Origin of the sequence: Achromobacter denitrificans NBRC 15125 (assembly GCF_001571365.1) — a bacterium.
GTDB classification, from domain to species: Bacteria; Pseudomonadota; Gammaproteobacteria; order Burkholderiales; family Burkholderiaceae_B; genus Achromobacter; species Achromobacter denitrificans.
Window position 1 is genome coordinate 1 of sequence record NZ_BCTQ01000068.1, and the last position, 20,028, is coordinate 20,028.

The 20,028-nt window shown below is 66.1% G+C and carries 27 protein-coding genes; 11 read left to right on the plus strand and 16 right to left on the minus strand.

The genetic code is table 11. The features are described from left to right. The 6 genes from ADE01S_RS29915 to ADE01S_RS29940 all read right to left on the minus strand — a co-directional run. On the minus strand, positions 1-722 hold a 722-nt coding region (locus ADE01S_RS29915), incomplete at its 3' end, for an ABC transporter permease (protein WP_255220874.1). A 92-nt stretch (positions 723-814) separates the two neighbouring features. After that, positions 815-1,618, minus strand: a complete 804-nt coding sequence (locus ADE01S_RS29920; RefSeq protein ID WP_232481951.1) for an ABC transporter ATP-binding protein — start codon at positions 1,616-1,618, stop codon at positions 815-817. 20 nt (positions 1,619-1,638) lie between these two features. Next, positions 1,639-2,241 (minus strand): glutathione S-transferase family protein, encoded by a 603-nt coding sequence (locus ADE01S_RS29925; protein WP_062685403.1) that lies wholly within the window; start codon positions 2,239-2,241, stop codon positions 1,639-1,641. A 40-nt stretch (positions 2,242-2,281) separates the two neighbouring features. Further along, entirely contained in the window at positions 2,282-2,659 is a 378-nt protein-coding gene (locus ADE01S_RS29930) for a RidA family protein (protein ID WP_020926394.1), read from the minus strand. A gap of 1 nt (position 2,660) precedes the next feature. Continuing rightward, entirely contained in the window at positions 2,661-3,716 is a 1,056-nt protein-coding gene (locus ADE01S_RS29935; RefSeq protein WP_232481952.1) for an LVIVD repeat-containing protein, read from the minus strand. 92 nt (positions 3,717-3,808) lie between these two features. After that, positions 3,809-4,936, minus strand: coding sequence for a cupin domain-containing protein (locus ADE01S_RS29940; RefSeq protein ID WP_062685405.1), 1,128 nt, complete (start codon positions 4,934-4,936; stop codon positions 3,809-3,811). A 269-nt stretch (positions 4,937-5,205) separates the two neighbouring features. On the opposite strand from ADE01S_RS29940, the gene ADE01S_RS29945 reads away from it, so the two are divergent. The 4 genes from ADE01S_RS29945 to ADE01S_RS31700 all read left to right on the plus strand — a co-directional run bounded on the left by ADE01S_RS29945 (position 5,206) and on the right by ADE01S_RS31700 (position 7,302). Then, positions 5,206-5,874 (plus strand): FadR/GntR family transcriptional regulator, encoded by a 669-nt coding sequence (locus ADE01S_RS29945; protein ID WP_075873494.1) that lies wholly within the window; start codon positions 5,206-5,208, stop codon positions 5,872-5,874. A gap of 245 nt (positions 5,875-6,119) precedes the next feature. After that, positions 6,120-6,455 carry a hypothetical protein gene (locus ADE01S_RS29950; RefSeq protein WP_062685407.1) on the plus strand — a complete coding sequence of 112 codons (336 nt, stop codon included), beginning with the start codon at positions 6,120-6,122 and terminating at the stop codon, positions 6,453-6,455. Positions 6,456-6,635: 180 nt separating this feature from the next. Continuing rightward, a complete protein-coding gene (locus ADE01S_RS29955) occupies positions 6,636-7,028 on the plus strand; it encodes a YkvA family protein (protein ID WP_062685408.1) in 393 nt (130 codons plus the stop codon). Between the two features lie 124 nt (positions 7,029-7,152). After that, a complete protein-coding gene (locus tag ADE01S_RS31700; RefSeq protein WP_156494271.1) occupies positions 7,153-7,302 on the plus strand; it encodes a hypothetical protein in 150 nt (49 codons plus the stop codon). 78 nt (positions 7,303-7,380) lie between these two features. Here ADE01S_RS31700 and ADE01S_RS29960 read toward each other — a convergent pair whose 3' ends face one another. Continuing rightward, positions 7,381-7,728: a hypothetical protein gene (locus ADE01S_RS29960; protein ID WP_062685409.1), complete on the minus strand. Its 348-nt coding sequence runs from the start codon at positions 7,726-7,728 to the stop codon at positions 7,381-7,383. Between the two features lie 263 nt (positions 7,729-7,991). Here ADE01S_RS29960 and ADE01S_RS29965 point away from each other — a divergent pair, with 263 nt between their 5' ends. Further along, complete coding sequence (locus ADE01S_RS29965) at positions 7,992-8,624, plus strand: UdgX family uracil-DNA binding protein (protein ID WP_062685410.1); 633 nt, start codon at positions 7,992-7,994, stop codon at positions 8,622-8,624. A gap of 96 nt (positions 8,625-8,720) precedes the next feature. Here the strand turns inward: ADE01S_RS29965 and ADE01S_RS29970 are convergent, their stop codons facing one another. Next, complete coding sequence (locus ADE01S_RS29970) at positions 8,721-9,260, minus strand: DUF421 domain-containing protein (RefSeq protein WP_062685411.1); 540 nt, start codon at positions 9,258-9,260, stop codon at positions 8,721-8,723. Between the two features lie 115 nt (positions 9,261-9,375). Here ADE01S_RS29970 and ADE01S_RS29975 point away from each other — a divergent pair, with 115 nt between their 5' ends. From ADE01S_RS29975 to ADE01S_RS29995, 5 genes are all read left to right on the plus strand, one after another. Then, positions 9,376-9,555 (plus strand): hypothetical protein, encoded by a 180-nt coding sequence (locus ADE01S_RS29975; protein ID WP_062685412.1) that lies wholly within the window; start codon positions 9,376-9,378, stop codon positions 9,553-9,555. A gap of 21 nt (positions 9,556-9,576) precedes the next feature. Further along, positions 9,577-10,503, plus strand: a complete 927-nt coding sequence (locus ADE01S_RS29980; protein ID WP_075873495.1) for a symmetrical bis(5'-nucleosyl)-tetraphosphatase — start codon at positions 9,577-9,579, stop codon at positions 10,501-10,503. A 140-nt stretch (positions 10,504-10,643) separates the two neighbouring features. Beyond that, the gene (locus ADE01S_RS29985) at positions 10,644-10,973 is read left to right on the plus strand and encodes a four-helix bundle copper-binding protein (protein ID WP_062685413.1); all 330 of its coding nucleotides are present in this window, start codon (positions 10,644-10,646) and stop codon (positions 10,971-10,973) included. 55 nt (positions 10,974-11,028) lie between these two features. Next, the gene (locus ADE01S_RS29990) at positions 11,029-11,427 is read left to right on the plus strand and encodes a PRC-barrel domain-containing protein (protein ID WP_062685414.1); all 399 of its coding nucleotides are present in this window, start codon (positions 11,029-11,031) and stop codon (positions 11,425-11,427) included. A gap of 221 nt (positions 11,428-11,648) precedes the next feature. After that, positions 11,649-13,397 carry a phosphoglucose isomerase-related protein gene (locus ADE01S_RS29995; protein WP_165695662.1) on the plus strand — a complete coding sequence of 583 codons (1,749 nt, stop codon included), beginning with the start codon at positions 11,649-11,651 and terminating at the stop codon, positions 13,395-13,397. Positions 13,398-13,409: 12 nt separating this feature from the next. On the opposite strand, the gene galU is transcribed toward ADE01S_RS29995, so the two are convergent. Both galU and ADE01S_RS30005 read right to left on the minus strand, forming a co-directional pair. Further along, positions 13,410-14,255 (minus strand): UTP--glucose-1-phosphate uridylyltransferase GalU, encoded by an 846-nt coding sequence (gene galU, locus ADE01S_RS30000; RefSeq protein WP_062685416.1) that lies wholly within the window; start codon positions 14,253-14,255, stop codon positions 13,410-13,412. A 16-nt stretch (positions 14,256-14,271) separates the two neighbouring features. After that, positions 14,272-15,396, minus strand: coding sequence for a mechanosensitive ion channel family protein (locus tag ADE01S_RS30005; RefSeq protein WP_062685417.1), 1,125 nt, complete (start codon positions 15,394-15,396; stop codon positions 14,272-14,274). 151 nt (positions 15,397-15,547) lie between these two features. Here ADE01S_RS30005 and ADE01S_RS30010 point away from each other — a divergent pair, with 151 nt between their 5' ends. Continuing rightward, positions 15,548-15,751 carry a hypothetical protein gene (locus ADE01S_RS30010; RefSeq protein WP_062685418.1) on the plus strand — a complete coding sequence of 68 codons (204 nt, stop codon included), beginning with the start codon at positions 15,548-15,550 and terminating at the stop codon, positions 15,749-15,751. A gap of 4 nt (positions 15,752-15,755) precedes the next feature. Here the strand turns inward: ADE01S_RS30010 and ADE01S_RS30015 are convergent, their stop codons facing one another. From ADE01S_RS30015 to ADE01S_RS30040, 6 genes are all read right to left on the minus strand, one after another. Then, positions 15,756-15,962, minus strand: coding sequence for a DNA-3-methyladenine glycosylase (locus ADE01S_RS30015; RefSeq protein WP_305954971.1), 207 nt, complete (start codon positions 15,960-15,962; stop codon positions 15,756-15,758). Positions 15,963-16,082: 120 nt separating this feature from the next. Further along, a complete protein-coding gene (locus tag ADE01S_RS30020) occupies positions 16,083-16,643 on the minus strand; it encodes a DUF4142 domain-containing protein (RefSeq protein WP_062685420.1) in 561 nt (186 codons plus the stop codon). Positions 16,644-16,730: 87 nt separating this feature from the next. Next, a complete protein-coding gene (locus ADE01S_RS30025) occupies positions 16,731-17,240 on the minus strand; it encodes a CinA family protein (RefSeq protein ID WP_062685421.1) in 510 nt (169 codons plus the stop codon). 7 nt (positions 17,241-17,247) lie between these two features. Beyond that, the gene (locus tag ADE01S_RS30030; protein WP_082775922.1) at positions 17,248-17,523 is read right to left on the minus strand and encodes a hypothetical protein; all 276 of its coding nucleotides are present in this window, start codon (positions 17,521-17,523) and stop codon (positions 17,248-17,250) included. Positions 17,524-17,713: 190 nt separating this feature from the next. Beyond that, the gene (locus tag ADE01S_RS30035; RefSeq protein ID WP_062685423.1) at positions 17,714-19,240 is read right to left on the minus strand and encodes an FAD-binding oxidoreductase; all 1,527 of its coding nucleotides are present in this window, start codon (positions 19,238-19,240) and stop codon (positions 17,714-17,716) included. A gap of 7 nt (positions 19,241-19,247) precedes the next feature. Continuing rightward, positions 19,248-20,028, minus strand: a 781-nt coding sequence (locus ADE01S_RS30040) for a heterodisulfide reductase-related iron-sulfur binding cluster (protein WP_255220875.1), incomplete at its 5' end; no start/stop codon positions are given.

Sequence of the window (20,028 nt, forward strand, 5' to 3'; positions counted from 1 at the left end):
GTTGCCCAGCCAAGAAACCTGTTTTCTATCAATTCGATGAGGTAGTAGAAGAAGACGCCGAGCACCGAGATCTGGACCAGCGCGGCAAACACCAGCGCCGTTTCCATCTGGCTCGATGCGAACTGGATCATGTAGCCCAGCCCGGCCGATGCGCCCACGAACTCGCCCACGATCGCCCCGATCACGCTCAGGGTGATGGCGACCTTCATGCCCGCCATCAGCGCGGGCAGAGAGGCCGGAACCTTGACCTGGCTCAGTATCTGGTTCGGGGTGGCGCCGATGGACCTGAGCAGCGCAATCAGGTTGGCATCCGCCGATCGCAGCCCGACCAGCATGTTGAGCGTGACCGGGAAGAAGGCCATGATCACGATCAGGGCGATCTTCGGGAGCAGGTCGTACCCGAACCAGAGGATCAGCAGCGGGGCCAGGGCGATCTTCGGCACGTTCTGGAACAGCACGATGAGCGGATAGCTTGCGCGCCCGAACCAGGCGTAGCGATCGACGAGAAGGGCTATCGCGATGCCCACCAGGCACGAGTACAGGAAGCCGTACAGGATCTCGGCGCCCGTGACGAGCGAGGCCTGGAAGAGCTCCGTCTGCCTTTCGATCAGGACGGCCGCGATGTCCGTGGGCGCGGGCACGACGAACGCGGGCACCTCCAGAATGCGGACACAGGCCTCCCAGGCCGCCAGGATGATCAGCACGAGCACGATGCTGGGCATGGCCGAGCCGAGCGCGTAGCGGATTCTGCCCGGAAGTCGGGGAACGGAAGGGGCTTGCGGCTGCGCTTTGGCTTTCATGGTGCTACCGGCCGTCATGATGCGTTCCCCTGGGCGTGGCCTGTCTTGAGCAGTTGGCGAAGCTGATACGACTTTTCGTGGAATTCCGGTTTGGCGAACGTGGCTTCGCTGCGCGGCCCCGGCAGCGCGACCGGCAGGCAGTCGACGATGCGCGCCGGATTGGTCGCCATGACGTAGACGCGATCCGACAGGTACACGGCTTCGTCGATGGAGTGGGTGACGAACACAATGGTCTTGCCGGTGCGCTGCCAGATTTCCAGCAGGAAGTCGCTCATGGTTTCGCGGGTGATGGCGTCCAGCGCGCCAAACGGCTCGTCCATCATCAGCACTTCAGGATCCAGGGCCAGGGCCCGGGCGATGGAGACGCGCTGGCGCATGCCGCCCGAGAGCTGCTTGGGATACCGGTCGGCCGCATATTCCAACCCGACCAGCCGCAGCATGTCGCGGCCGCGCTGAAGGATCTCCTCCTTGGGCCGGGCATGCACCAGGCGCATCAGCGAGCAGACGTTCTCCAGCGCCGTGCGCCACGGCATCAGCGCCGCTTCCTGGAAGACCATGCCCACGCGGCGCTGGCGCACCGCTTCCGTGGGCGGGACGCCGGCCACGCGGACGTCGCCGCCGGTCGGCGGAACGAGGCCGGCAAAGACCTTCAGCAAGGTGCTCTTGCCGCAGCCCGACGGGCCGATGATCGAGGTGAAGGATCCCTTCGCGATGTCGACATCGATGTCGTTGAGCACCCGCACGCGTCCGGCGCGAGTGTCGAAGTCGACAGTCAGCCCGCGCGCGCGGATCTGCGAGTCGTCTGGCGGTTTGTGCATGCGGGTCTCCATGGCCGGCCTCAACCGGCCGCGACGGCCGTGGAGAAGGCGGACCGGTCCTCGATCCGCTTCATCCATGCCTTCAGGCTGGGCAGCTCGGGCTTGGCGTGCGGAAACTTCAGGCAGCGCCGGACCAGCGGGGCCAGGCAGATGTCGGCCAGGGAGAACGTATCGCCCGCCACCCAGGTCTTGCCAGCCAGATGGCCGTCGAGCAGCGACAGCTCCGCGGTCAGCAGTTTGGCCGCGGCTTCGGTCAGCGACTCCGGGGGCAGCTTGGCCTCCTTGAACCCCGCCAGGTAGGCGACGTTCAGCGACGCGAGCGTCCAGTCCATCCAGCGCTCTACCTGGCTGCGCGCCGCCGGGTCAGCGGGATACAGGGATGCGCCGTCGCGCGTGTTGGCGATATAGCGCAGGATGGTGTGCGATTCCCAGATGTGCAGGTCGCCATCGCGCAGGGTCGGCACTTTTTGCGTGGGGTTGATGGCCTTGTATTCCCCCGTGAGCGTTGTCCCTTCGAACGTCTTGCCGTAGTCCTTGCGCAGGTAGGGGGCCTTCAATTCCTCCAGCAGGAACAGCACTTTCTGAACATTGCCGGACGTGGCGCGGCCGAGAACTTCCAACATGATGCAACTCCCTTGAAATGGTTTGGTTGTCTGCTTGCGGTCAAAGCGGCTTGTAGGCCGTGCATTCGATTTCGATCTTGGTGTCGATGACGGCACGCGCTTCTACCGTGGTGCGCGCCAGCATGCCGTCCGGGAAATACTCCTTGAAGACGCCGTTGTAGCGGCCGAAATCGCGCGCGTCTTCCAGGTAGGTCGTTACCTTGACGACGTCCGCCAGGTCGCAGCCGGCGCTTTGCAGGGCGCGGCGCATGGCTTCGATGGTGCTGCGCGTCAGTTGCTCGATGGTGCCTTCCTGCATCACGCCGTTTTCGTCCTTGGCAACCTGGCCGGACACGAAGACGAAGTCGCCCGCGCGCACGGCGGGATGAAACGGAAGGTTGGGATTTTTCTTGCCGAAGGCTTGCTGTAGATATGCCATGTCAGTTTCCGTAGACGGAGCTTTCGATGATGTCCAGCCCGCGTTGCCTGTCCAGCAGATAGAGCAGGCCGCGCGAGTCGGTCGTGACGTCGTTCGACGAGACCCGCTCGAATCCAGCGGGCGTGTCCGGCTCGTAGTAGCCGACTTCCTTGGGCCTGAAGGGGTCGCTGATGTCGACCAGCCGCAATCCGCGCGCGAACCAGGCAAAGGGCAGCACGCTGCCGGTGAAGCGCTCGGCCGGCTGGTGACAGCCCGACATGGCTTCCTTCGGCGTGCCGTCCGGGTCGACGCCGTCCACCTGGAACGTCGAGATGGGGATGGGCTGGCGTTCATCGGTGATGTCGAACAGCCAGGTGAAGGCCGGCGGCGACGGGCGCAGCTTGGCGACGTCTTCGTCGGCCACGACCAGGATCTGCCGGCCTTTCAGCTGCATGGGGATGGGCAGCGCCGTATGCGTCGGATGAGGATGCGCCGGGCCCGTGTTGAATTGCGACACCAGCCTGGGCCGGGACATGTCCTCGATGTCCAGGATGAACATGCCGTGGTGCCAATAGGACACATACAGCCGGTTCCCCATGCGCAGCGGGTGATGGCAGCGAGGCGGGACGTAGTTGTCCCAGGGATAGTCCTCTCCGGCCTGCATGTTCTGGCCGGGGATCCACCAGCTTCCCACCTCTTCGGGACGCGACGGTTCCTGCAAGTCCAGGATTTTCACGATGTTGCCGATGAAACCGGGCGCCGTGGGCGATAGATAGGCGTAGCGTCCGTCGAAGTCGTAGCGATGCACGCCGCCGCCCTGCGTTCCCGTCTTCCAGTGCTTGATGAGGCGCGGACGGTCGGGACGGCTGACGTCATAGATGCCCAGCCCGCCGCCAAAGTCGTCCGCGCCGGTGCGGAACTTCTCATAGTTGACGATCATCAGGCCGTCCTTGGCCCGCACCTTGTGCGAGTGCCATCCTATCGGCACTTCAAGCGAGGCCAGCAACCGGGGCCGCCGCGGGTCCTGGACGTCGTAGATCGACGTTCCGTAAGGCGGCCGCATGTGGGACACGAACATCGTGTTCCCTTCCACCCAAACCTGCCCTCCACCCTCGCAATCCACGTGGGCCACTAAGGAGGTGTTCCAAGCTTTAGCCAAGTCCGGTCTCCTCAGACCAATTCAATGAGGTCGCCTTGCGCAGTGCGGCCCCACTGATGGAAAAGGCCCATCGCGCGCAGCGCCGGTTCGTCGCTGGCGATGAAGAGAATCAGCGGTTCGGCGTGGTCGTTGCGGTACTGGACCCACGTATCGCTGGGAACGGCGACGGTATCGAACGGCGCGAGCTTGAAACTGCTTTCGCCGACCGTCATCGAGCCTTCGCCGGAGAACGGCGACACCAGGAGGTTGGCCGTTTGCTTCAGGGGCAGCGTCTTTTCGCCGGGACGGACCATTTGCATGAAGAAGGTCATCGTCCGGTACACCGGGCCGCCTCGCAATGGGTGCGTGTATTCGATGAGCAGGCCTTCGTGGGGCGATTCGTCCCAGTCGCGGAAGCGATAGAGCAACTCGCGCATGGCTTCATAGCGATAGACGAACATGGGCGAGGAATCGCCGCCGCCGCGCCGGTGGTCGACGAAGCGGGGCGTCAGGCCTCCCACGCCATAGACGGTGCGCGAGTACTCGGTCTGGAAGCGCGCGCTCTGCTTGCGCACGATTTCGCCGTTCTCCTGGTAATCGTGTTTGAAGCTCAGAGCGTTGAGATTCTCGACCAGCGGATAGTCGAGCACCGACAGGTTGACGGCGGGCTCGTTGCCGAGGTTGCCATGGTTATGCCACGTGTCGCGCGGCGTGAGCACCATGTCGCCGGGCAGGAAGGTGATGTCTTCGCCCTCGACGCCGGTGAAGTTCTGCTTGCCCGTCAGGCCAAAGCGGATGGCGCTGGCGGTGTGCGAGTGCGGCGGCATGATCTCGTTGGGATCGTTCTGCCGGTACGCTGTGTACAGGGTCGATACCGTTGCGCGGCGCGGCGCCAGGCCCGGATTGATCAGGATCAGCGAACGGCGGTCCGTGTTTTCGGTGGAGATCAGCCGCGCCGACTCGGCGAGCAGAGGCTGGATATCGTCTTTGTACGACCACCGGAAAGGCACTGCCTTGGGGCCGCTGACGAGCTGTTTTATATCGTCGTGCGCTTCGTTCTCGCGAGCCCAGAACGGAAACATGGATTTCCGCTCGATCTGTTCATACATGGACGTCAAATCCGCCTCGCGATTGCCGCTGGCGGGACTGGTTGCGTGCATAAACGTTCCCCTTGAAAGTTATTGATGAACGACATGGCGGAACAAATCTAATAACAACCAATGGTTGTGTAAACGGTATTTGTGGTTCGATATGGAAAACCCTTAAGCGTCTCGGTGCTTATTATTGGTTTTCAAAAAAACATCATAAAAAACAAAGAGTTGAATGGATTGTTTTTGATTTTTCTTATTCTCAACCGGTTGTTTATTTTTATTGCGACCAAACGGGTTTCGAACCTAAGATGGCTGCGACGATATAAGACGAGAAAGCGATGGCACGCACCCGCCAACCCGAGGTTTCGAATGACATACTCAGGCTCGTTACGCAGATCCGAGCGCTATTGGGAAAAGGCGAGGAGCTGCCATCCGAGCGAGTTCTCGCGGTGCAGTTGAACGTCAATCGCCACCGCCTGCGCCTGGCTCTGGACAAGATGCGCGAAGCCGCCGAACTGCCGCGGCCGGTCATCCGTCGCAACGACCCGCCCATCCTCAAGGGCGACGTCGTGGTCCAGGAAACGAATGCGCTAGAGGTGATCGAGCTGCGCATGGTGCTGGAGCCTGCGATCGTGCGATTGGCTGCGATCCGGGCCTCTCCCGTCCAGATCGCGAAGATCCTGGAAGCCGCGACGACGCCTTCGGGGGTCGCGCGTTCAACAGGCGACATCGCATTCCATAAACTGCTTGCCGACAGTTCGGGGAACCAGCTGGCGGCCAGCCTGTATGCCTTCTTGCGGCATGTCGGCGCGGACCAGCGCCTGCACATTCCCGCGACCACGCAGATCACGCGAGAACGGATTCAGATGCGCGATCGGGAGCATCGGGCAATTGCCGAAGCGATTGCGAGCCGGTCGCCGGATGCCGCGGAGCAGAATATGCGCGCCCACTTGAGGCGCGTGCAGCGGGAGATCGCGGATCGTCTGAATCCGGTAGCAACCACCTAGGAATCGGAAGGAAGCGTGTGCAGCGGGCCGCTCATCATGCTGTGCGGCTTGGTGAGCCTATCGTGGGACGGGCTAGCGATGCCGATGGGAAACGGGATCGCAAAATCACTGATTTCAGTGATATGGAGGGATGTAATGGTTCGTTAGAATTCGCGCCAATATTTCACGCGGATTCCGAATGCTGGCCTCGCCAAATTCACCTGCGTCGACATCCCGCATTTCTAACCACAAACAACGGTGAAGTAATGAAAGTGCGGCATTTTGCAGTGGCGGCTTTGGCGTGTTTCCCTATGCTTGCGTCGGCTGCGGATGTGGTGTTCGTCAACCAGTCTTCCTGGGAGATCCACGAAATCTATTTCTCGCCGGCAAAGCAGAAAAGCTGGGGCGAAGACCATCTGGAAGACGAGGTGTTGCAGAAGGGCGACTCCCTTACCCTGACCGGAGTGACCCGGGGGAAGTGGGACGTGCGCGTCGTCGATGAGGATGGCGATCAGTGCGTGCTGGAAGACGTCCGGATCGATGGCGCCGATAAATGGGTGATTACCGATAAGGAATTGCTGGCCTGTCAGGCTGCCAGCTGAGCACGAGGCGGGACCGGCGGCGGCCGCGGGCCGCAGGTGGATTGAACCGCGTTGACAGCCCCGATACGGATGTTCCGGTCGGGGCTTTCTCATGTCGGACGGTTGGCGAGACAGCCGAGACTCGCCTGGCGCGAGCCGCTTAAAATCGTGGCGTCGAATCGATCGCTTGCCAGGATTTCCATGACCGTCAACAGCAGCTTGAAATCCTGGGCCAGGCGGATAAAGCGAGACGGCGTCACCCTCTGGTTCGCGGGCAAGCACCGGCGCACGCCCTGGCACGCGAAGGCGCTGGGGGTGTTCGTCGTGGCTTACGCGCTCAGCCCGATCGACTTGATCCCGGACTTCATCCCGGTCCTGGGCTATCTCGATGACGTATTGCTGCTGCCCTGTCTGATCTGGCTGGCCATCAAGCTGCTGCCGCCCGATGTCCTGGCGGAGTGCCGCGGCCAGGCGGATGACTGGATGCGGAACCAGGGGGCCAAGCCTCGCAGCACTGCGGGGGCCGTCGTGATCGTGGCGCTGTGGGTCGCCTTGGCGGTCGCGGCTGGGTACTGGCTGTGGCCTCGCGGCTAGATGCGTCCGCGGCTCACGGGCGATCGGGTTTTTGCTTCCCGGATCTGAGCGGGAAATGCCGGTGGGAACGCTCTATGCTGGAATATGGCGGAACTTCTTGCCGCTTGCCTGCGGAGTAGCCGATATGACGACCCCCGATCCTCAAGTTCCTCGCTCCGAAGCCGAGTCCCGCAAGATCCGGATGCGGCGCGGACCATGGGCCATGCTGGCGATGTGGCTGGCGGTCATCGCGGTGCTGTTCCTGGTGGGCATCTTCGCGCGCTGGCTCTACTAGCTCGCGGGAACGACGGGCGGGACGGGGCTGCGCAGTTCGCTGCCGCCCCGTCCCGCTGACACGAAACGCCGCTGGGGCTTACTTCCCGCCCGTGTTCGGGTATCCGGGAGGCGGCATGGCGCCGCTGCCTGGCGTGGCGGGCACGTTGTCATTGGCTTCGCGATGTTTACCCGACTTGCCGTTCATGTGCTTGTCCGATCTCGTCTGGTCGCGTTTGTCCAGATTGGGCGGGTTGGTCGGGGTGTTGGGCGTGGCGTTGGGCGCCGGCGCTTGCTGTCCCGGCGGCACGGGCTGGTTGGGGGGGACGGCGGTGCTGTCGTTCGGGGTGTTCGACGGCGAGGTGGGGGTCGCGGACTGCGCGAGTGCCGTGGCCGAAGCCAATCCGGCCGACAGGGCCAGCGCGTAGGTGAGGGCTCGAATCTTCATGAGTACGCTCCTTTGTGGGAATAGCCAGGCCCAACCCGCAAGCGCCATGCCCGCTCGTTTTCCTCGGCGCGCGCCGACGCGTCGGTGCTCATCCGGCATTTTTTACCGTCCGCTGCAATCGCTCGCCGGAGGCGCGTGCGAATTCTTCGGCATGGCGGTTGCTGGAAATTGCTCCGTCTTCAATCCGCGCCGAAGCCCCGAGATCTGCTGGGACAACCTCAGGCAAGCGTGGCATCGTGCGCCGCCAGCGGCAGGAAAGCGCCATGACAGCCTCACCCAAGCGCGCCGGCGCCGACGCCGGCGATATCATCCCTGGCCAGCGGCCCAGGACGCTCAAGGCCTGCCGGCGTTGCGGCCTGTGGCGCAATGCCACCCAGCCCGTTCCGGGCGCGGGTGCGCGCGGCGCCGCCATCATGCTGGTGGGCGAGCAGCCGGGCGACAAAGAGGACCTGGCGGGCCTGCCGTTCGTCGGCCCGGCGGGCGCCTTGCTCGACAAGGTGATGGCCGAGGCTGGAGTGACGCGGGACGAGGTGTACCTGACCAACGCCGTCAAACATTTCAAATGGCAGTTGCGCGGCAAGCGCCGCATGCACAAGTCGCCCGCGCAAGGGGAGATCCAGGCTTGCGCCTATTGGCTGGAAAAGGAACTCGCGGCGGTCCGGCCTCGCGTCATCGTCGCGCTGGGCGCCACCGCGTTGGGCGCCGTTCTGCAGGATCGCGGCCATAAGCTGGCGGCCGCGCTGGGCCAGACGCTGGACCGCGGAGGGATTCCCGTGTTGGCGTCCTATCATCCGTCGTATGCGCTGCGCAACCCCGACGCGCAAGGCCGGCAGGCGGCCTACTCGACCATCGTGGACGCGCTTGCCCGGGCGCGGCGGCTGGCCGCCGGATCCTAGCCGCGCGACGGCGCAGCGCCGTCACCGACGCGCGCGCCTGGCGCCCTCGGGAAAAAATGCCACGCTCTGGAATATTTGCGTCGACGCAAGAGGCTGTCAGCCCGCCGCTTCATCCTCTTCCAGGGTGGACGCGCCGGCTCCTTCGGCGGCGGCGCCGCGGGCCCGGATCACGCTGAACTCGCCCGTGGCTTCCAGGTAGGCTCTTTCCACCTCCGCCAGATTGGCGACGCCCTTGAGGCGCAGCTGCTCCATCAGTTCGCTGCGCGTGATGTGCTCGCGTTTGAGGCCGCTGGCGAGCACGCGGCCGGACCTGATCAGGCAGACCCGTTGGGGTTCGAGCAGCCGGCGCAACGGGGGCACGTAGTAGCTGAGCCTGTCCAGCAGGTAGCTCCACCCTACGATAGTGGCCACGACGATGATTCCGTCGCCCATGGAATAGGAGTCGCCGGACATCGCATTGCCCGCGGCGTCCGCCACCAGCACGAGCACCAGCATGTCGGCCATGCCCAGGGAACCCATGTCGCGCCGGCCTGAAATTCGCAACAGAGCGTACAGCACCCAGTACATGGTCGTGCCGCGGATGATCATTTCGGCGAAACCCGCCTGCAGGGAGAAGATCTCGATGAACTTGTCCATGGAGGCCGTCGAGCAAGTGGCGTGCCGGCCGCGCCGTCGACGCCCCATCGGGAGCGCCGTGGGCATGCCGCTTGCTGGATGGGAGGGGCATCCGATCCACAGAGGGACGTCCGTCATGAAACCCAAAGATCACAAACCCAATCCTTCCAGCGACGATACGCCGCGGGAAACCCAGGCCAGCCACCGCGACCTGCAGAACCGCAGCAAGAAGGAAGGCCACGTCAGCCAGATCGGCACCGGCCAGGACCAGCAAAGCCAGCGCAACCGGGGCGCCGGCGCCCGCAGCAAGAGTTGAAACTGCGCTTTCGGCCGCGTCATGACCCTCGCCGCCATCCCGCGCAACCGCGCGATCTGGGCGATCGGCGACGTGCACGGCTGTGTCCAGTCGCTGGACTCCCTGTTGGCGCGCCCTGAAATCGCAGAGGATCCCGACTGCCGGTTCTGGTTCGTGGGCGACTTGGTCAATCGAGGCAGCAGGTCGGCGGATACGCTGAGGCGCGTCATGGCGCTGGGCGATCGCGCCACCGTAGTCCTTGGAAACCATGATTTTCATGCCCTGGCCATCGCCGCCGGCTGCCAGCGCCCGGGCCGCGAAGATACGCTGGACGATCTGTTCGATGCGCCCGACGTGGAACGCCTGCTGGACTGGCTTCGCCACAGACCACTGATGCATGCGGAAGAAGCGCACGTGCTGGTGCATGCCGGCGTGTTGCCCGCATGGGATATCGCCACAGCGCTGGCCCTGGCAGGGGAGGTCGAAGCCCTGTTGCGCGACGACGGCTGGCGCGATCACATGCGGCTCCTGTGCGGTCGGGCGCCGACGGCATGGGACGCTTCATTGCAAGGGCAGCGCCGGCTGCGGTTCATCGTGGCCGCGCTGACCCGGATGAGGCTATGCACGCGGCGCGGCGCGTTGGCGCCGGCCGCCCGGGCGACGCCGGGCCATTGGCCGCGTGAGACAGTGCCCTGGTTCGACCTTCCCACTGTGGCAGTGCAGCGGCACGCCGTGGTATTCGGCCACTGGGCCGCGCTCGGACTTTTGGTGCGCGGCGACGTGGTCTGCCTGGATACGGGCTGCGTCAGCGGCGGCGCCTTGACTGCCTACCGACTGTCCGACAGGAAGCTCGTGCAGGTCTGCGCGCAGCCCGCTAGTCCGCTGGCGGCAGCGTATGGAGAAAGGCCGCGATATCGCGCGCGTCCTGGCCGCTCAGCCCGAGGTCGGGCATTGCCGATCCAGGCTTGACGCTGCCTGGCTCCCGCAGCCAGCAGTGTGCCGGCGATGTAGGGCCGGTCCGCGATGCCGGCCTGCGGCGAGCGCTCAGGGCGCGGGCACGGCGCTTGCTGCATAGGTCGGCCCGAATCCGAACCGATAAGGAGGATGGAATGGCTGGTACCGACAAGGAAATGGAAGATTGCATAAGCCGCTGCCTGGCCTGCTACCGCAGCTGTCTGCAGGCTGCTTCGCAGCATTGCCTGGAGGCGGGTGGGGAGCATGTCGAGCCCGGGCACTTCCGATTGATGATGGCCTGCGCGGAAATTTGCCGCTCGGCTGCCCACACGATGCTGATCGGCGTGGAACTTCATGATCGGGTTTGCGCCGCCTGCGCGGAAATGTGCCGCGCGTGCGCCGAAAGCTGTTCCCGGCTCGACGGCATGGGCGAGTGCGAAGACGCCTGCACGCGCTGCGCGCAGGCCTGTGAACGAATGGCGTAGCGAAATCGCCGAAACCGCAGTTCAACAGGGGATAGGCCCCGCAGAGGAGAAACGCATGGAGCATCAAACCAATATCGTTGGCGGCCCCAAGGCTTCGGCCACCGGGCCCGGCCCCGAGATCATGGCGGCGGACACGCTGGAGGGCAATGACGTCTACAACGCCGCCGGAGAAGAGCTGGGATCCATCAAGGACATCATGATCGACGTGCCCCGCGGCCGGGTCGCCTACGCGGTGCTGTCGCGTGGCGGCATCCTGGGCATGGGGGACAAGTTGTTCGCCATTCCATGGGCCGCGCTGACCCTGGATACCGACCGCAAGTGCTTCGTCCTCAACGTGGACAAGGAAGTCCTGAAGAACGCGCCCGGCTTCGACAAGGACAACTGGCCCCGGATGGCGGACGAAACCTGGGCCCGGGACCTGCATAAGTATTACAACCAGGATCCCTACTGGTAACGCGCAATGCTGGCGCGGCAGGAGGCTGCGGCCGCGCCAGTTCCGCGCTCACCGGCTTTCGCGCCCATGCGCGGACCCGGCCTCCGACTTTCCCGGAACCTCGCTTTCCGGGCACCCCTTCCCCCGCTCCCGCGCCGGCCGGCCGGCTCTTCGCCATGCATGGTCATTCTGGTTTCGATTTCTTCCCGGCGGCGCGAGCGCGCGGCTCCGCGGGCCGTGGCGTGGCCAGACGCGCTGCCCCAAGGCAGCCGCGGCACACGCCCGCGCTCAATGGCTTTTCCTTCGAGATCCCCGCCGAATTGGAGGCGCGGGCCCGCGCCAGACTCGCGCAGGCGGACCGCGATACGTGGATGGCGCGCCTGTGGCGGCGCGACGCCACGCTGTGGACCGGGGCGGACGAAGACCGCTGGCTGGGCTGGTTGCGGCCGGAGCGGGCATCCCGGGATCTCGGGCGCATGGCCGCCCTCTGCCGCCGGCTGTGCGTGGCCGGTTTTTCGGACGCCGTCGTGTTGGGAATGGGAGGCGCCAGTCTCGGCGCCGACGTGTTGGCCCACATCCTGGGCAGCGACGGCGGCGGGCTGCGGCTGCACGTGCTGGATACCACGGATGCGGCCCAGGTGCTTGCGCTGTGCTCCCGCGTCGACATGGCGCGATGCCTGTTCATCGTGGCAAGCAAGTCGGGTTCGACGCTGGAGTCGAACATGCTCGCCTCCTATTTTCACGAGCGGCTGAGCCTGCGGCTGGGGCGCCAGGAGGCGGGCCGGCGGTTCGTTGCCATCACCGATCCCGGTTCTTCCCTCTGCGCTCGCGCGCGGGACGAAGGTTATGCGGCGGTCTTCGAGGGAGAGCCTTCCGTGGGCGGCCGCAATTCCGTGTTGTCTCCGTTCGGACTGGTCGTGCTGGCGCTGCTGGGCCATGACCCGGCGACCTTCCTGCGCGACACACGCCCGATGCTGCGGGCCTGCGCGCCGCGAACGCCGGGGCGCGCGAACCCCGGCCTGATGCTGGGCGTGCTGCTGGGAGAGGCGGCGCTGGCTGGCCAGGACAAGCTCACTTTCCTGGCCGATCCCGGCCTGGAATGCCTGGGGGGCTGGCTGGAACAATTATTGGCGGAGTCCACGGGCAAGGATGGGCGGGGAATCGTCCCGGTCGACCATGAACCGCTGGGGGCGCCTGCGGACTACGGGCGCGACCGCGTCTTCGTCCATCTGGCCCACGGCGACGCGCCCTGCATCGAACTGGACGGCCATGCCCAGCGCCTGGCGGCGGCGGGATTCCCGGTGCTGCGTTGCGAACTGCCCTCCGCCCGCCTGCTGGGACAGGAGTTCTTCCGCTGGGAGGTGGCCACCGCGGTCGCGGCGGCGATCCTGCGAGTCAACCCGTTCGACCAGCCCGACGTGGAGGCGAGCAAGGCGCGCACCCGCGCCCTGGCGTTGCGCCACGAGGCGGGCCAGGCCACTTTGGACGAGAGACCCCTATTGGTCGAGGGCGCGCTCGCCTTTCACGGGGACGCGCCGGGCGCCGAGTCGGCGGCGGGGCTGCTCGCCGCGCACTTTGGCGCGCTCGAAGCCGGCGGCTACGCCGCGCTGCTCGCGTACATGCCCCGCGACCCGGAACACGAGGCCTGGCTTGCGTCGCAGCGGCGCAGCCTCCGGCAGGCCACCGGCGCGGCGACGGTGGGCGGGTTCGGCCCCCGTTACCTGCATTCCAGCGGGCAGTTGCACAAGGGCGGACCAGCGGGCGGCCGGTATCTGTTCATCACCGCGGACGCGCCGGTCGAGTTGGAGGCGCCGGGGCACCGTCTGGGCTTTGCCGCCATCCAGCGCGCGCAGGCGCTGGGCGATATGGAAGAGCTCGTATCGCGGGGCCGCGCCTGCCTGCGCGTCCACATTTCCGGTTCCCTCGAATCCGGCCTGGCGCAATTGGCCGCCGCGTTGCGGCGGGCCTTGCCCGTGACCGGGCTGGGTTAGTGTTGACAGGCCCTAAGCGCCCGGATCGCCCAATCCGTGGTACTTCCTGCCTATTTCCATCGTGGCCTGGTAGAAGCCGGCCTTGCTGCCGCAGTCATATCGAGTGCCCTCGTACTCGTAGCCGAAGACCTTGTTTTCCCGCAGCAGGGCGGCGATGGCGTCGGTCAGCTGGATTTCGCCGCCGACGCCCGGCTCCGTCCGGCGCAGGCAATCGAAGATGCTGGGATCGAGGATGTACCGTCCCACCACCGCCATGTCCGAAGGCGCGTCGGCGGGGTCGGGTTTCTCCACCATCCCGGTCAGCTTGAGCACCCCCCGCGACTGCTGCGTTCCCGACACCATGCCGTACTGGCGTGTGTGGGCCCGGGAAATTCTCTGCAGCGCGAGCACGCTTCCGCCGAACTCCCTCGCCACCTTCGCCATTTCGCCGATGACGGGCGTGGGCGCATCGATCATGTCGTCCGCCAGTAATACGGCGAAGGGCTCGTTGCCCACGATGGGCGCCGCGCATAGCACGGCATGGCCCAGCCCCAACGCGGCGGGCTGGCGCGTGTAGACGCAATTGACATGGGATGGCAGGACGTTGCGCACGCAATCCAATAGCGCAACTTTGTTCTTCGCTTCCAGATCCAGTTCCAGCTCGGGAACCCGATCGAAGTGGTCTTCTATCGCGCGCTTGTTCCGGCCCGTGACGAAGACCAGTTCGGTGAAGCCGGCCGCCACGGCTTCTTCCACGGCGTACTGGATCAGCGGCTTGTCTACGACGGGAAGCATTTCCTTGGGCATCGCCTTGGTGGCGGGAAGAAAGCGGGTCCCGAGGCCGGCTACCGGGAAAACGGCAATGCGTATGTGCTTCATTTGAATCCCTTGGACGCTATGGTGCCGGGGGTATCGCAAATGCCGTGCCCGGGCGCGCGGGGGCGGGAGAGCCGGGTTCGCGAGACGACGGCGCAGCCACGTGGACGACGCGCTCCGGCAGCGCCAGGGCGATGCCCCGGGCATCCAGTTCGCGCATGACGCCGAGGTTGATCTCCTGCTGTATGTCCATGTAGCGGTTGTAGTCGGCCGTCATGACGTAGTAGACGGCCTCGTACTCCAGTGCGTTTTCACCGAACCGGGCCAGGTGCGCGCGGTCGTACCGCGTTTCGGGCTGGCGTTCGATCTGCCCGCGTATGAGTCCCGGCACGGCGGCCGCCTCGTCCACAGCCGTCATGTAGGTGATGCGCACGGTAAAGACGATGCGCCGCTGCTGCATGCGTTTGTAATTCTGGATCGTCTGTTTAAGCAGCTCCGTGTTCGAGCAGACGATCTGCTCGCCGCCCAGGCTGCGGATACGCGTGGTCTTCAGGCCCACGTGTTCGATGCTGCCGGCTACCTGGCCGAATACGATGAAGTCCCCCGCCTCGAAGGGCTTGTCCAGCCCGATCGAGATCGAGGCGAACAGATCGCTCAGGATGGTCTGCACCGCCAGCGCCACCGCGACGCCGCCAATGCCCAGGCTGGCGACCAGCGCGGTGATGTTCACGCCCAGGTTGTCCAGCATGGCGAGCAGGGCGATGACCGCGACCAGCGTGCGCAGCAGGAAGCGGAACAGGGTGGCCGTGACCGTGCTGGCCTGCCCGCGCGCGGCCAGCGCATGGGCCAGGCCCACGTCCAGCGCGCGGTCGAACCACAACGCTAGTTGCAGCGTCACCAGGACGAACCAGAGATGCTGGGCGTTGCGCCCGCTCCAGGGCAGCGGCGCCCCGACGATCTCGGCGCCGATCAGCAAAGAGAGGATGAGCAGCAGAACGCTGTTCGTGCGCCGCAGGACTTCCGACAGCGAGCGCGCCAGCGGGTGGCCCGGCATCTCGGCGCGCCGTTGCAGGCGCGTGCGCGCGATGCGCAGCGCGGCGCTCAGGGCGAAAAACAGGACGGCGCCCGCCGTGAGCGCGAACGCCCACAGCAAAAGCGGATGTTCCGGTATGACCGGAATGCCGGAAAGCCAGTCGATGTGCATGCCGCCTCCTTGGGCCGAAACCGCGGGGCGCAGCAAATGGCATGCCGCGGCAGGCCCGCAGCGGCGCGCCGTTGCGCAGGAGAACCCGCCGGGAACGACGCTTGCTGATCCTGTCTACCGCTGTCTACCCCAGCCTATTCGGAGAGTCGTCATGGACAAGTTCGAAAGCTACTCGGCCGCAGAGTCTTCCGTCAATTTGAGCGAGGGCGAACTCAGGGCGCAACGCACGCTGGAGGCCGCGCGGCGTTTGATGGACCCCGATGCTGGGCCGTCGGCTGCGCCGGTTTCGTCGATCGAGGCGGAACTGAAGCGGTATGTAAAGCAGGCTTACCGCCGGCACTCCTACGAGTATTGAGAGTCTAGGGCGGAGGCTCGTCCCAGACGGACGCGCGCCGGTACTGTTCGGCGCGCGCCAGCGTCCGGTAGAAATCCGCGCCCGCCTGGATCAGCCTTTCCATCTCCTCGCGTTGGAGCTTGGGTTCGAGCGTCGCCAGGCATTCCGCGTAGTTGGCCAGCACTTCCGGCCAGTCATGGAAGCTTCGGTCGACCGCCGGCGTGGCGATCATTTGTGCGAGTAGTTCCTCACGATCCATATGCGTGTCCCGCAGCCAATCCGTTGTTCTCGACACGCCTGCAGTTTGCGTGTCAGTCCCTCTCCGTGATCCCGCCCGTGGGGCGGGCCTTCACTACTTTTTCGCCGCGTCGGCGCGTTGTTGCAGGCCTTGCGCCATCTGCAGATGCTGCTGCAGGACCGGCAAGGTCTGTATGGCGAATTGCTTAATGTCGGGATCCTTCACGTCGTTCGAAGCCTTCTCGAAGAGCTTCACCGCGTCCTCGTGCGCGGAGACGCCGATTTCGTCGATATAGGCCTTGTCGAAGCTGTCGTCGCGCAGGCCCAGCGCCTTCAGCTTGGCTTGCTGCACCAGGGAGGGCTCGGTGGGCGCGTCGTACCCTTTGCTTTTCGCGAGCGACGCCAGCTGTTCGCCGGCCTTGCCGTGGTCGTCGATGATCTTCTGCGCAAATGCCTTCACGTCCGGATTCCGGGCCTTTTCGAGGGCCAGTTTGCTGCCCGCGATTTCCATGTGGCCGGCCTGGGCGGCGTTTTCCACGAAGTCGTGGTCGGCGCTGTCGAGCTTGGCCTGCGCGGAGGTCGGGGGCGCGGCGGGCGGCGTCTGCGCCAGGGCCGCGGGGGCCGCGGCCAGGGTCATCGAGGCGAATAGGGTTGCGGTCAGGTGACGGGTTTTCATGGGAAACCTCCAGAGTGGGCGCGGGGCGCCGTTGAAAGCCGGGTGCTCGGTTCCTCCAGCAATCGGTGTTCCCGGCCCCGGCCCGGCTCAACGGCCCAGCCGGCTGCCCGCCAATTCGGCGTAGTACTCGGCCAGGCGGATCAGGGCGTACCGGGCGCTGGCTTGGCGTATGCCGTTCCTGCTGCCGGCGAAGCGTCGGGTCTCGCAGTAGACGGTAGGCGCCGCATCGGCCTGGCCGGCCTTGAACACCCAGGCGAAGCACTGTGTGCCGGCCGGAATGTCGCTGTCGACGGCGTCCGTGACCCCGGTGTTCGACACCGCCACGAGGGCGGGGCTTTTCAACGAGGCACCCAGCGCCATTTCCCGGGCCACCGCCACGCTGGTGAGGTTGTGCCGCGCCAGTGTGCGCGCCGAAACGCCCAGACAACGGGCCTTCGAGGCGGGCGAATAGACTACGTAGGCGCAGTCGAGCAGCGAGCCCGCTCCCGGCACGTCGGCCAGGGTGGCGGCGATCAGGCCGGCCGTGCACGATTCCGCGGTGACCAGGGTCAACGCGTGCTCGTGCATGAAGGCGGCGACCCGCTCGATGGCGTCCATGGCGGGCCTAGCCGCCGTTGCGCACCGGGTCGGGTCGCCTGCGCGACACGCCGGCGTGGTCCGCGTCGGTGACGTGGTCGGGGCCGATGTCCGCACCCTCGGGGTCGCGATCGCGCGGATTGACGCTCTCTCGGTCGCCGGTTCCTTGCGCGTCGCTGTCGGTATGGGCCTGGTCGGGCGGGAGGTCGCTGGCCGAGTCCGAGGAGTCGCTGGGGCCCAGGTCGGGCCGGCTGGATTCGTCTATCCCGGGGTCGGGCGGGGAAGCGTCGGGCGTTCGGGGCATGATGGGTCTCCGGAAAGACTGCGCGGGCAGTGATGACACCCCCTCGCGCAGCAAGCGCCGTGCCACACTCCGCCCGGCATCCGGCGGGTCCTTCCCGGGGCCGGGCAGTGAGCGGTTCAGGAGAGCGACAAAACCCGCCGTTGCGGGTTTTGTCCGGACGGCTCTCGCCGCGGGCCTGTCGCCCGTATCGTCATTCGATCCCGTACTTTCCGGGGGCGATGACGCCGTTGGGATCCAGGGCAGCCTTGATGGATGCGCAGGCGCGCACCACTTCCGGCATGCGCTGGGCCTGGTGGAAGCCGTGGTACATCGTCGGTGCGCGGCCCACGAAGATGCCGCGCGCGGCGAAGAGCTGCCCCAGCGCCCGGTAGCAGGCGTCGGCGCGGGCGGTTTCGCCGGCGTCTTCGCGGTTGTAGATGATGGCGTGGATGGCGCGCGCGAACCGCGCGCCGCAGACGTTGGACAGCAGGTATTCCAGCCCGTGGTCCTGGCAGATGCGGCGGGCCTCGGCCTGCAGGGCGTTGACCGTCTCGCCCACCACGGGCGAGCCCGCCGACAGCCAGATCGCGCCGCCGCCCGGACGCCAGCCCAGCATTTTCAGTTCGCTGTCGGTCGGCACGCCGGTGTTGGAGTTGATGGCGATATGCAAGGGGCCGATGTCCTCGGCTTCCTCCAGCGGAATCTGGTGTCCTTTGCCCGAGGCCAGGAAGTGTTGGGCGATGCGTTCGATCTGCGGCTGCACGGCCGCGCGGCTGGCGCCGTACACCGCGCCCGAGACGGTCCACGATCCCAGTCCGTACTGGCGCCGCAGCGCGGCCCGGCCTTCGTCGGATAGCGGGCGGGCGCCGCCGCTGGCGGCGTATTCGGGATTCGTCGCGGCCGAGGACAGCAGGTACAGATCGTTGGTGGCGCGTATCAGCGTCGGCACGAAATTGCTCAGCTTCAGCGGGCGGATGCGTTCAACGATCTCGCCCAGGTCTTCATCGTCCGGGAAGGTGAAGAAGAAGGGCTCGATGTGGGGCGGCCGGGGCATGAGCCACATGCCCACGCGGGTGACGATGCCGAAGTTGGACTGCGAGAACAGGCCGTCCAGCGTCGGGCCGAAGCTGTATTTGGAGACGTGCCAGTTGGGGTGGGAATCGCCGGCCAGGCTGCCGTCGCCCGTGCGGATTACGTCGCCGTTGCCCAGCACGATTTCCATGCCGCAACTCATGCCGAAGTGATCGGCATACGCGCCGCTGCCGCCGCCTTTGTCCAGGGCGTTGGCGAGAATGCTGCCCTGCGAGGGCCCCGCCGTCGGCGAGATCATGAGCTTGCTTTCCCGGCGCTGCAGTTCGTCGTGCATGGCGCGAAAGCTCACGCCGGGCTCCAGCACGCAATAGCCCAGCGTTTCGTTCACCTCCAGGATGCGGTTCATGCGTCGCCCCAGGTCCACCACCACCTGGCCGGCGCGAATGGGCGAGCGCGTGCCCAGGCCGATGTTCTGGCCGTTGCTGATGGGATAGAGCTGGACGCGGTAGCGGTTGGCCAGGCGCACCAGCGTCTGCACCGCCGCGGTCGAGTCCGGATAGGCGACTGCGCCGGGCCGCTGGTCCGGGCTGGGCAGGGTATGTTCGCCGTAGCGTCCGAGGACGTCGTCGCCGAGCGTGATGGCATCCGCGCCAAGTTCGGCCGCGACGGCATGCGCGAAATCTACGATAGGGTCATTGGAAGGCATTCGTCGTTCACCACAGAAGATCGCCGCTGCCGGCGGTTGTCGGAACCGGCGGGGCCGCCGGGGGTTGATCGTCGGCCGCTGCCCGAGGCGGCGCGGGCCGGAAGTGTTCCAGGCCGCGCGGGGGCGGGCCGCCCGTGGCCCAGTCCAGCAACTGGACCGTGTGCGCCACGGGCACGGGAGTGAAGCGCGACATCTGCACCAGGCATCCCATATTGCCCGCCGCGATGACGTCGGGCTGGCCGGCCGAGGCATGGGCGGCCTTGCGCTGCCCGAGCCGGTTCGCGATGGCGGGTTCCAGGATGTTGTAGGTGCCGGCCGAGCCGCAGCACAGGTGGGATTCGGCGATGTCGCGTACGTCCAGGCCCAGCTTGCCCAGGGCGCGGCGCGGCGGCCGCTCCAGCTTCAGGCCGTGCTTGAGCGAACAGGCATCGTGATAGGACACCGCCAGGCCTTGCGCGGCGCCGCTGGCCGACAGCGGCAGCCCCGCGGCGATCTGCGTGATGTCGGTGACGGCGTCCACGACCCGCTTCACGTGCGCCGACAGGTCGGGGCGGTCGGACAGCAGTTCCTCGTAGCGCTTGATGACCGAGCCGCAGCCGGACGTGGTGCTGACGATGGCATCGATATGCCCGGCCTCCAGGGCCGCCGACCAGCTGCGCACGGCCTGTGCCATATGTTTGACGGCGGCTTCGCGCCGGCCCATGTGCAGTTCGAGGGCGCCGCAGCATTGCACGCCGGGCACCGGCACGACCGCGACGCCGCCGCGGGCCAGTAGCCGCAGGGCCGAG